The sequence below is a fragment of the Actinoplanes sp. ATCC 53533 genome (genome assembly GCF_003947245.1).
On sequence record NZ_QHHV01000200.1, the window covers coordinates 16,487 to 28,038 of the forward strand.

Sequence of the window (11,552 nt, forward strand, 5' to 3'; positions counted from 1 at the left end):
AACTGCCGCTCGGTGCAGGCGGTCATGCCAGGACGCTGAGGTCGTGGCGGCGCAGGAAGCCGGGCACGGCGGCCACGGCCGCGGCCGGTTCGCCGCGCAGCCGGCATTCCAGCGCCAGGTAGCCGCCGTAGCCGACGGCGTCCAGGGTGCCCAGCAGCGCCGCCCAGTCGATGTGCCCGGCGCCGGGCTGGAAGCGGTTGGAATCGCTGACCTGTACGTGTCCCAGCCGCGCGGCGGTCTTGACCAGCGCCGAGGTGGGCTCGTCCTCCTCGATGTTCATGTGGTAGGTGTCGGCCAGCACTCTTACCGAGGTCAGGCCCACCGCGTCGACGAGTTCGGCCGCCTGCTCCAGCCGGTTGACCATGTGGTCCTCGTACCGGTTCAGCGGCTCCAGGACGAGCGTCGCGCCCTCGCGCGCGGCGTGCTCGCCCAGCTCGGCCAGGCCGTCGAGCAGGACCTCCCGGTCCTCCTCCGCGCCCCGGGGCGGCTCGAACGGGGGCAGCCGGCGGGAGAACATGCCGTACGAGGCCGGGGTGCAGGCCACCGCGCCGGGCCCGCCCACCTCGGCGATCACCGACAGCTGCGACTTGAGCTGGGCCACAGCGTCCCGGCGCAGATCGGGGTCGAAGGCGCCGAAGAAGTGCGGCATGTCCACGCACACCGACGGCATGGTCACCCCGTCGCGGGCCGCCTGGCGCAGCTCGGGCAGGCGGTCGCGGAACGCGAAGTCGCCGCGGCCGCGCAGCTCGATGCCGTCGTAACCGGCGCGCTGAGCGAACGCGAATTTCTCCCGCAGGGTCTGGCCGGGCAGCAACTGCTCCTGGCAGGAAATCTTGATCATGGAAACTTCAACACCACCTGGAGTGCCTCGTGTGGACGGCGGTCGAGCATGCGGTACGCGGCCGCCGCCTCTTCCACCGGAATGACGTGGGTGACCAGCCCGACGGGGTCGACCTGGCGGTCGACGGCGAGCCGGAGGAACGTCTGGTTGAGCCGGGTCTGGTTCCACCGCTCGGCCAGGGCCGGCGGCACCCCGCCGATCTGCGAACAGATCAGGCGTACGCGGTTGTGGTGGAACTCGTCGCCGAGCCGCAGCCCGACGCCCTCGCCCTGGTAGAAGCCGGCGGCGACCACCCGGCCGTTGACCGCGACCGAGCGGATCGCCTCGTGCAGCGCCGGGTACGAGCCGCTGAACTCGATCGCCACGTCGGCGCCGCGGCCGTCGGTGAGCCGGCGTATCTCCGGCCCGGCCGTGCCCTCGCGCGCGTCGACGACGGCACTGGCGCCGTACTCCAGTGCCTTCTCGAGGCGGCCGGGCACCGCGTCGACCGCCACGACCGTGCCGCCGGAGAGCCGGACGAGCCGGGTGGCGAGCAGCCCGAGCACGCCCTGGCCGAATACGGCGACGGTCTCGCCGAGGTGGACGTCGGCCGCGAGCACCGCGTTGAGGGCGACCGCGCCCACCCGCGCGAAGGTCGCCGCGACCGGGTCGAGGCCCTCCGGAATAGTGCAGCCGCGCAGCTTCTCGGCGGGCAGGACGGCCTCGCTGCGGTGCCCCCAGATGCCCCATACCTGCGCGCCGACCGGTGGCACCTCGTCGTCGGCGACGTCCGGGGCGACCTCGACGACCTGGCCCACCTCCGAATAGCCGAGCCCGGCCAACGGATAGTTCAGGCCGCTGGTGTCGTCGACGAACAGCCGCAGGTCGGGGTCCCAGGACCTGTTCAGGTAGGGATTGGTGCCCCGGTAGGCGGTGAGTTCGGTGCCGGCGGAGATGCCGGAGAAGCTCGTACGCACGCGCACCTGGCCGGGTCGGAGTTCCAGGGCGGGCTGGTCTACCACCTCGACGCAGTGCGGGGAGGTGAACTGGACTGTCTGCGGCACCCCGACATTTGACCCCTGCCGGCGGCGGGAATGTGGCAGAACGCGCGTTCTTACGCCTGATGGGTGACCCACTTATGCCTTGCCGCCGGACATTAGTGACCGGCGAGCAGGACCGTTTCATCGCCCGAATCGGTGGTGCTTACGCTACTCATCGTGACCACCTTCTCTGCCGTGGAGCGTCTCCTGACCGGAGGACCGACAGTCGATGCCGACAATGGATAGGCCGGAAGGCAATCAGAACTCGGCAGGGCACCTGCTGTGGCTGGTGCGCACCGGGCGGGCCCGCACGCGTGGCGAGCTGCAGAGCTACACAGGCCTGTCCCGGTCGACCATTACGCAGCGCATCGACGCGCTGCGCGCGACCGGCTATCTGCGGGCCTCCGGCGTCGATGGTTCGACCGGCGGGCGACCGGCCGAGCTGCTGGAGGTGGACACCGGCCACGGCGTGGTGCTGGTGGCAGACCTCGGCGGCAACCACGCCCGGGCCGCCGTCGTGGGCCTCGACGGACAGCCGCTCGCCGAGGAGCACGAGCCGATCAAGATCGGCAGAGGGCCCGAGTCGGTGCTGGGCTGGGTCGACGGCGCGTTCCGCCGGGTGCTGGCCAAGGCCGGGTGGGACGCCGCCCGGGTGCGCGGCATCGGCGTCGGCGTGCCCGGCCCGGTCGAGTTCGACGCCGGCGTGGTCACCCAGCCGCCGATCATGCCGGGCTGGGACGGCTACCCCATCGCCGAACGGTTGCGCGGCACCTGGAACCGGCCGGTCTATGTGGACAACGACGCCAACCTCATGGCGCTGGGCGAGCAGACGGTCCACTACCCCGGCTGTCCGACCCTGGTGCTGGTGAAGGTGGCGACCGGCGTCGGCGCCGGTGTGGTCATCGACGGGCAGGTCTACCGCGGCATCGACGGCGGTGCCGGCGACATCGGCCACATCCGGCTGCACGACTATCGCGAGGCCCGCTGCGAGTGCGGCCTTTACGGCTGCCTGGCGGCGGTGGCCAGCGGCCTCGCGCTGGCCCAGCAGCTCACCGCCGCGGGCACGCCCACCTCATCGGGCGCCGAGCTGGTCGAGCGGATCCGCTCGGGGCACGCGGAGGCGGTGCACCTGGCCCGGACGGCGGGCAAGCTCGTCGGCGAGGTGCTGTCCACGGTCGTGTGCATGCTCAACCCCGCGGTGCTGGTCATCGCCGGCGACCTGGCGGACATCCACTTCGTCACCGGCGTGCGAGAGGTGCTCTACCAGAGCGCGTTGCCGCGCTCGACCCGCCACCTGGAGGTCACCACGAGCCGGCTGGGTGCCCAGTCGGCGGTGGCCGGCGGGTACGCGATGGTCGTCGACCAGGTGTACGCCCCGGCCGCCGTCGACGCCGAACTCGCCCGCACGATGCCCGCCGCCGTACCCGTCACGTGCTGATCCCTCGGCCGGTCGAGGTGGGGCTGGTCGGCGCCGGGCCGTGGGCGGCGACGATGCACGGGCCGGTGCTCGCTGCCGGCCCGCAGACCCGGCTCGCGGCCGTCTGGTCCCGCCGCCCCGAGGCCGCCGAGCAACTCGCCGCCCGGCTGGGCGCGCACGCCGCCGGCTCGTACGAGGAACTGCTCGACCGGTGCGAGGCCGTCGCGTTCGCCGTGCCGCCCGACGTGCAGGCCGCGCTCGCGCCCCGCGCCGCCCGGGCCGGCAAGGCACTGCTGCTGGACAAGCCCATCGCGCTCGACCTCGACGGGGCGCGAGCGCTCGCCGACGCCGTCGAGGAGTCGGGCGTGGTCACCCAGCTCGTGCTGACCAAGCGCTATCACCGGAGTACGCGGGCCTTCCTCGCCGCGGCGGCGACGTTCGACGCGGCCGGCGCCCGGGCCTGCTACCTGCACGGCGCGTTCCTGGGCGGCGCGATGGCAACCGGCTGGCGGCTGACCCGCGGCGCGCTGTACGACCTCGGCCCGCACCTGCTGGACCTGGTCGACGCCGCGCTCGGGCCGGTCGAGGAGTTGCGCGCGGCCGGCGACAGCCGCCGGTGGATCGAGCTGACCTGCGTGCACCGCGGCGGCGCGGTCAGCCAGCTGTCGCTGTCCGGTGCCGTCGGGCTGCCATCCTCGCGGGCCGGGATCGACCTGTTCGGCCCGGCAGGGCTGCTGACGCTCGACTTCGGCACGGTCGACCACGAGGAGTGCTGGCCGGTGCTGCGTGCCGAGTTCGCCGCCGCCGTACGCTCCGGCGTGCCGCACGCCCTCGACGTGCGCCGGGGGCTGATGGTGCAGGAGCTTCTCGATCGGATCAGCCGATGAGGCCGGCCGCTCGGCGCGGCCACCCGGTGTGCGGGCGGCCGCGCCGGGGGCCGGTCAGGACGCGGTGGCCGCCGCGGCGGCGCGGCCGGCTTGGCGACCGGAGAAGAGGCAGCCGCCCAGGAAGGTGCCCTCCAGGGAGCGGTAGCCGTGCACGCCACCGCCGCCGAATCCGGACACCTCGCCGGCCGCGTACAGACCCGGGATCGGGCTGCCCGAGTCGTCGAGCACCCGTCCCTGCAGGTCGGTCTGCAGGCCACCGAGGGTCTTGCGGGTGAGCACGTTGAGGCGTACGGCGATCAGCGGCCCCGCGGCCGGGTCCAGGATCTTGTGCGCGGCGGCCGTGCGGCTGAGCGAGTCGCCGAGATAGCTGAGCGCGTTGCGGATTCCCATGACCTGGGCGTCCTTGCTGAACGCGTGGTCCATCTCGCGGTCCCGGGCGTCGATCTGCCGCTTCAGGCCGGCCAGGTCGATCAGGTTGGTGCCGGTCAGCCGGTTCATGCCGGCGACCAGTTCGGGCAGGGTGCTCGCGACGACGAAGTCCTCGCCGTACTTCTTGAATTTCTCGATCGGCTCCGGGGTCTGCCAGATCCGGGAGAGCAGCAGCCAGATGTTCTTGTTGGTGAGGTCCGGGTTCTGCTCGGAGCCGGAGAGGGCGAACTCCTTGGCGATGATCTTCTGGGTGGTGACGAACCAGGAGTAGTCGTAGCCGGTCCTGGTGATCGAGCCGAGCGTGTGCAGGGTGTCGTAGCCGGGCATGTCAGGGGCGGCGAAGCGGTTGCCGGTGGCGTCGAACCACATCGAGGACGGGCCGGGCAGGATCCGGATGCCGTGCTCGGGCCAGATCGGCGCGTAGTTGCGCAGGCCCTCGGTGTAGTGCCACATCCGGTCCGGGTTGACGATCCGGGCGCCGGCCTGCTCCGTGATGCCCAGCATCCGGCCGTCCACATGCGCCGGCACACCGGTGATCATGGTCTTCGGCGCGGTGCCGAGCCGGGCCGGCCAGTTCTTGCGGATCAGGTCGTGGTTGGCGCCGATGCCGCCGGAGGTGACGATCACGACCGGGGCCTTGAGCTCGAAGTCGCCGATCACCCTGCGCGAGCTCGGCTTGCCCCGCGCCACGGACGACGCCTCCAGGATCGCGCCGCGCACACCCGTGACGGCCCCGCCGGTCCGGACGATCCCGTCGACCCGGTGCCGGAACTTGAAGACCACCTTGCCGGCCGCGACCCCGGCCCGCACCTTCTTCTCGAACGGCTCGATCACGGCCGGCCCGGTGCCCCAGGTGACGTGGAAGCGGGGCACCGAGTTGCCGTGCCCGTCCGCCAGGCCGCCGCCGCGCTCGGCCCAGCCGACCATCGGGAACCACTGCATGCCCAGGCCGGCGAGCCAGGAGCGCTTCTCGCCGGCGGCGAATTCGACGTACGCCTTGGCCCACTTGTACGCCCAATAGTCCTGACCGGCCGGGTCGTCGATGCCGCGGTCGAAGCCGGCCGTGCCCAGCCAGTCCTGCCAGGCCAGGTCGTGCGAGTCCTTGACACCCATCAGCCGCTGCTCGGCGGAGTCGACGAAGAACAGCCCGCCGAACGACCAGAACGCCTGCCCGCCCAGGCTTGCTTCGGGCTCCTGGTCGAGGAGTAGCACCTTGCGGCCGGCCGCGACCAGTTCCGCCGTGGCGACCAGCCCGGCCAGCCCGCCGCCCACCACGATCGCGTCCGCGTCCGAGGCCGCCGCCGCGCCGAAGGCCGGCACCGCGGCCTGGCCGACGGCCGCACCCGCCGCCACCCCACCGGCGACCGTGAGAGCCCGACGCCGGCTGATCCGCGGCGATGACGACTGTTCCATGGGTCCTCCTGGGCTGCGCCGGCATGGATCAGCCGGATGTGAAACATCTTCGGCTATGCCCTCGCATCGAAGCAGGGCGATGCCGGGAGGTGATAGTGGCTCAGCGCCAAACCGGCGGCTCATCGTTGTGCCCCGCGGACAGCAGCCGACGAGGAAGCGGCCTCGGCGAACCCGCGGGCGGATCCGGTGACGATGGCCACACCGCGGGGCGGGCCGGGCTGCCTCATTGCCGCCCGCAGCTGGATCTTTGTCCCGACGGCCGGATCTGACCCAACCGGCGTGCCCCCATGGCTCCGGCTGAGCGTGACATCCTCTGCGATCACTGGCGGCGCGCGGTGCTTCACCTACCGCGACCACAACAACGTCCAGAGGGTCCTCACCGTGAACCCCCTGAGGCCCGCTCAGTCGCGGCCAAGGCCGGATCCGATCCGCACCTTCACCGAGAAGTTCCCCTCAAGGCAGGAAACAATGGCTGACCCCTCCCGATACCTGGCCCGGCTCCTCACCACGACGACCCTGTTCTCGTCCACCGCTGTGCTCGCGCTGGCGGCCGGGCCCAGCTCGGTCGCGCTCGCCGCGGCCACCTGTGCGCCGGCCAACGGCTTCGCCGCGCAGACCCTCACCAACGCGGCGAAGGCCACCGGCAACTTCGGCGCCGCGTCGGCGACCGGTGACTTCAACAAGGACGGCTACACCGACGCCGCCATCGGCAGCACAGGTGCGGGCGTCGGCGGCACCGTGACCATCTATCAGGGCTCCGCCACCGGCCTGGTGCTCCAGAGCACGTTGACCATGCCGTCCACGGCCGCCGGCGCCGACCTCGGCGGCGTGCTGGCGGTCGGTGACTTCACCGGTGACGGCTTCGATGACCTGGCCGCGGGCGCTCCGAGCTTCGCGACCGACGCCGGGCAGGTCCGCGTCTACAAGGGCTCCGCCGCTGGCATCGTGCCGATCGCCGGTGGCGGCGCCGACCAGCTCATCACCCAGGAATTCGCCGGCGGCGTCACCGAGGCCGGCGACCGGTTCGGCTCGGTGCTGGCGGCCGGCGACTTCACCGGAGACGGCAAGGCCGACCTGGCCATCACCGCCGACGAAGAGGCGCCGGCGGGCAGCACCGTGCGCTCCGGCGAGGTGACTGTGCTGACGGGCACCGCGAGTGGGCTGGCCCGAGCTTGGATCATCCAGCAGACGCCGCTGGGCCAGACCCCCAAGGCCGGCGACGAGTTCGGCGTCGGCCTGGCGGCCGGCCAGGTGGTCGGTGACAGCAAGGCCGACCTGATCATCGGAGCCCGCAAGAAGGACCTCGGCACCGACACGGACACCGGCGCGATCTTCATCCTGAACGGCGCCAACAACAAGGCCGCGGCGAACCCGATCTTCCGCGGCCAGGGCGGCACGGCTGACGAGACCGGAGACATGTTCGGCACGTCGATCGCGATCGACGACTTCAACAAGGACGGCACCCCGGACGTCGCGGTGGGCATCCCGTACGAGGCGGCCTCGACTACCTCCAAGCGTGGCATGGTGGAGATGTTCAACGGGCCGGTGACGGCGACCTCCACCCCGTACTTCGTCACCCCCAGCGACACACTCGACTCGACCGACAACAACGATGCGTTCGGCTACGGGCTGGTGGCCTCGGACATCGACCGTGACGGCTGGTCCGACCTGCTGGTGTCGGCCGTTGCCGCGCCCGGCAGCGGGCATGCCAACGTGGGCCGGGTCTCGCTGTTCAACGGCAACCGGTCCGGCGTGCTGCGCCCGGAGCGCAGCATCGTGCAGCGTGACGTGAAGGCCGCCGACGCGGCGAACGACTTCTTCGGCGTCGGCACCTCGGTGGGCGACTTCGACAAGGACGGCCGCACCGACGCGATCATCGGCGCGCACGGCGAGACGCGCAACGGCCTCGCGTCCGCGGGAGCCGCCTACGTTCTCGACGACCTGAACCCCGCCACCAGCCGCGCCGTCGAGCAGTACGCCCCGATGGCCGGCCTGCAGACCGCGCCCACCAGCGGCACGATCGGGCCGATCCGGTACGCCTACGTGGACAACGTCGGCGGCCCCCGGCTGATCACCCAGACGAGCCCGGACAACCTGAGCAGCGCCGTGCGTGACGCCGAAGGACCGCTGGACGCCATCCTGACCGGCCGGGCAGCAGTGGGCCAGACGGCCGACAAGAAGGGCGTTGCGGCGTTCCGCTCGGTGACCGGTGACCTGTGGATGCGCACTGAGCAGACCGCGGGCAGCACGGCCTGGGGCCCGTGGGTCAACCACGGCGGCCCGGACCTCACCGGCATCACGTTGGTCACCCAGGCCAGCGGCCGGCTGGCGGTCTTCGGCATCGGGGCCCGGGGCGAGCTCAGCATCCTGCCGCAGCTCGCCGACGGCAGGTTCGGCGCCTGGCAGAGCACCGGCCTGGGCAACCTGATCGGCACGCCGGTCACGGTCCCGACGCCGGACGGCACGCAGATCTTCGTGACCGACGCCGACGGCAGCGTGCAGACCGCGCTCTGGACCGGGACCGCCCTCACCGGCTGCGCGATCGTCGGCGACCGTGCCATCGTCGGCACACCGGCGGTGGTGAGCTATCCGGGCAGTCGCCTGCGGCTGTTCGGCACCACGGCGGACAACGCGCTGATCTCCATCGCGCAGGACACCTCCCGGGTGTTCCCGCCGACCTGGACCACCGTGCAGGGCAGCGATGTGACCGGCTCACCGGCCGCGGTGTTCAACCGCAACGCCGGACGCGTCACGGTGCTCGCCCGCGGGGCCGACAACATGATCTACGGCACCACCGAGTCGGCGCAGACCAGTGGCGAGTTCGGGGCCTGGGAGTCGGTCTTGGCCGTCGAGACCCGCACCGACGTGACCGCGGTGCCGTACGTGTCAAACGGCAACGAGGCGTACTACTTCGCCTTCCGCGATGTCAACCAGACGGAGCGCTTCGTCGTCGCGAACTATCCGACCGCGGCCGCCCTCCGCGCCGGGACGCCGTCCTTCGTCGAGAAGAAGGCGCCGAACCAGATCGCGCCCAAGAAGAAGTGACACGGTCCGGTGGATCAGGCGTTTCGCACCGCCTGATCCACCGGCGCACCCGAGGTCAGACGGCTGCTGAGACTCGCATCACCTCGGGTCTACTTCGGACGGGGTTGCGGTCCGCTGCCGAACGGTGACATCTTGACCGGGCTTCAATGCAACTGTGCCGATCGATGGATTTGCCAGGTTTTCCACGGGGGAATGAGCTATGGCGCAGAGCTGGTATTCGCGTGCCCGAACAATCTCCAGCGGCCCGGCCGGCCGCAGACGTGCCCGGCGTTGGCGCCTGTTCCGGGTGACCGGCGGTCTCGGCCTGGCGATGGTGATGGCCGCGTGCGATGCGCAACAGGGCACCGAGGCCGTGCTGAGCAATCCACGGCCGATCCCGGGGGTCGACAACCATCGCGCCCAGCCCGCGCCGAAACAGAAGTGGGGCAACGCCGCCGGGCTGAACCCGGTGGTCGACGGGCCGCGTAACACCTACCGGCCGCCGTCGCAGCGCTCGCGCTACCCGGTGATGAAGGCGCCGGTCGCGCCGGCCAACTCGGCCGAGGTGCAGGCCGCGCCCGCCGCCAAGGTGACCGGCTTCGACGCCCGCACCAGCCGTGAGGTGCCCGCCGCCCGGTCCGCGCATGAGCGCATCTTCGACAACACGGACGGCACCCAGACCACCGAGTTCTCCTCGGCCGCGGTGAACTACCGCAAGGCCGACGGCACCTGGGCGCCGATCGACTCGAACCTGGCCGGCGACGCGGCGAGCGGCTGGCGGCGCAGCGCCGACTCGCTCGACCTGCGGCTGGCCGGTCGCGCGGACGCGGCCGAGCTGGTGCGCGCGACGCTGCCCGGCGGCGGCGTGCTGGCCTACGGCGCGGCGGACGCCCGCGCGGTCACCGGCGAGGCCGTCCGGGACACCGCGGTCTATCGCGGGGTCTGGCCGGGCGTCGACATCGAGCTGCAGGCGCAGCCCGGCAGCGTCAAGGAGACCCTGGTGCTCGGCTCCGCCGAGGCCCGCCGGCAGTTCGTCTTCCCGCTGCGGCTCACCGGCCTCGAGGCGACTGTGGACGGTGACCAAGTCGTGCTGACCGACACCGCCGGTGTGCGCCGGGGCACGATCCCGGCCGGTTACATGGTGGACGCCGACGGCGCCGTCTCGCACGACGTGCAATATCGCCTGATCACCCACGCCGGCGCCGCCGCGCTGCAGGTCACCGCCGACGCCCAGTGGCTGAACGCCGAGGGTCGGGCGTACCCGGTGCGGGTCGACCCGCCGGTGCTGGCGACCGGCGCTGCCACCGAGAGCCTCGTCGTGCAGGGCAACTCGTCGCACGGCGGCAGCCAGGACCTGTTGGTGGGGCGCCGGGACGACAAGTCCTCCGCGTCCTACCTCAAGTTCCCCAACCTGGTGAACGACCTGCGCAACCACACCGTCTTCAACGCGCAGCTCAGTTTCGCCGCCTACGAGGCGCCGTCCTGCAAGCCGCGCCAGCTCTCCGTCCATCCGGTCACGGAGTCCTGGACGAGCGGCGCGACCAACCAGAGTTACCCGGGCCCGAATGTCGGCTCCTCGATCGGTAGCGCGACGTTCGCCCAGGGTTTCGTCGGGCTGGGCCAGGCCACCTCGGCCTGCCCGGTCACCGGCACCGTGATCAACCTCGGCAGCAAGGGCCGTGACCTGGTCCAGGGCTGGGTCAACGGCAGCAAGCCGAACAACGGCATCTCGCTGCGCGCGCCGGTCTCGGACGAGAGCGCCTGGAAGGTCATCGCCGGCACCGGCACGGCCAACCCGCCGAAGCTGTACGTGACGCACACGCCGTACAACGCGAAGTACGCGGTGCCGGACCCCACGCCCAAGCCGGCGGTGCTGCAGAACCAGGCCGGCAAGGTCAAGATCACCGTGACCAACACCAGCGCGATGGACTGGACGGCGAGCGGGTACCGCCTGATCTACCGGGTCTACAACGCCCGCACCAGCGCCAAGGTCGGCCAGTACACCGCGGGCAGCCTTCCGGTCGGGGGCGTGGCTCGCACCAAGTCGGCGACCATCGAGGCGACGATCCAGGCGCTGCCCATCGGTGAATACCTGATCGACTTCACCATGGCCACGGCCAACGGCAAGGTGGTCTTCACCGACGAGAGCGTGGCGCCCGCCCGGATCGCGCTGCGGGTGGACAACATCGCCCCGGTCATCGGTGACCTGTTCCCGCCGAACGGCTACCAGTCGCCGGTCCTGACCCCGCAGCTCTGGGCGCAGGCGACCGACCTGGACGCGCCGCCCAAGACGACCCTGTCGTACAAGTTCGAGTACTGCGCGGTGGCCGCGGACGGCAAGCCGACCGGCTGCACGACGACGGCATACCAGGCCAAGCAGGCGTTCACCATCCCGGCCGCGAAGCTCAAGTGGAGCACGAGTTACCTCTGGCGCGCGTTCGTCAAGGACAACGCCACCGAGGTCGCCACCGACTACGCCACCCTGATCACCGCCGTACCACAGCCTGAGATCACGTCGCGGA

At 71.6% G+C, this 11,552-nt stretch carries 7 protein-coding genes; 4 read left to right on the plus strand and 3 right to left on the minus strand.

Annotated elements, in window-relative coordinates; all coding sequences use genetic code 11:
• Positions 1 to 22: 22 nt before the first annotated feature.
• Both DMB66_RS46775 and DMB66_RS46780 read right to left on the minus strand, forming a co-directional pair.
• Positions 23 to 841 (minus strand): sugar phosphate isomerase/epimerase, encoded by an 819-nt coding sequence (locus DMB66_RS46775; RefSeq protein WP_125810570.1) that lies wholly within the window; start codon positions 839 to 841, stop codon positions 23 to 25.
• Entirely contained in the window at positions 838 to 1,884 is a 1,047-nt protein-coding gene (locus DMB66_RS46780) for a zinc-binding alcohol dehydrogenase (RefSeq protein WP_125810571.1), read from the minus strand. The genes DMB66_RS46775 and DMB66_RS46780 overlap by 4 nt, the downstream gene beginning before the upstream one ends.
• 205 nt (positions 1,885 to 2,089) lie before the next feature.
• Here DMB66_RS46780 and DMB66_RS46785 point away from each other — a divergent pair, with 205 nt between their 5' ends.
• Both DMB66_RS46785 and DMB66_RS46790 read left to right on the plus strand, forming a co-directional pair.
• The gene (locus tag DMB66_RS46785) at positions 2,090 to 3,298 is read left to right on the plus strand and encodes an ROK family transcriptional regulator (protein WP_199753033.1); all 1,209 of its coding nucleotides are present in this window, start codon (positions 2,090 to 2,092) and stop codon (positions 3,296 to 3,298) included.
• Positions 3,292 to 4,164 carry a Gfo/Idh/MocA family protein gene (locus DMB66_RS46790; protein ID WP_125810572.1) on the plus strand — a complete coding sequence of 291 codons (873 nt, stop codon included), beginning with the start codon at positions 3,292 to 3,294 and terminating at the stop codon, positions 4,162 to 4,164. The genes DMB66_RS46785 and DMB66_RS46790 overlap by 7 nt, the downstream gene beginning before the upstream one ends.
• A 54-nt stretch (positions 4,165 to 4,218) precedes the next feature.
• Here the strand turns inward: DMB66_RS46790 and DMB66_RS46795 are convergent, their stop codons facing one another.
• Entirely contained in the window at positions 4,219 to 6,006 is a 1,788-nt protein-coding gene (locus tag DMB66_RS46795; protein ID WP_125810573.1) for an FAD-binding dehydrogenase, read from the minus strand.
• A gap of 468 nt (positions 6,007 to 6,474) precedes the next feature.
• Between DMB66_RS46795 and DMB66_RS46800 the strand changes: the two genes are divergently transcribed.
• Together DMB66_RS46800 and DMB66_RS46805 are read left to right on the plus strand one after the other, a co-directional pair.
• The gene (locus tag DMB66_RS46800) at positions 6,475 to 9,051 is read left to right on the plus strand and encodes an FG-GAP repeat protein (RefSeq protein ID WP_158647583.1); all 2,577 of its coding nucleotides are present in this window, start codon (positions 6,475 to 6,477) and stop codon (positions 9,049 to 9,051) included.
• A 286-nt stretch (positions 9,052 to 9,337) separates the two neighbouring features.
• On the plus strand, positions 9,338 to 11,552 hold a 2,215-nt coding region (locus tag DMB66_RS46805), incomplete at its 3' end, for a DNRLRE domain-containing protein (RefSeq protein WP_125810575.1).

Excerpts from the sequence above, each read along its gene's own strand:
- DMB66_RS46785 (WP_199753033.1), top strand. The coding sequence starts at position 2,090 with ATGCCGACAATGGATAGGCCGGAAGGCAATCAGAACTCGGCAGGGCAC.
- DMB66_RS46775 (WP_125810570.1), bottom strand. The coding sequence starts at position 841 with ATGATCAAGATTTCCTGCCAGGAGCAGTTGCTGCCCGGCCAGACCCTG.
- DMB66_RS46795 (WP_125810573.1), bottom strand. The coding sequence starts at position 6,006 with ATGGAACAGTCGTCATCGCCGCGGATCAGCCGGCGTCGGGCTCTCACG.
- DMB66_RS46800 (WP_158647583.1), top strand. The coding sequence starts at position 6,475 with ATGGCTGACCCCTCCCGATACCTGGCCCGGCTCCTCACCACGACGACC.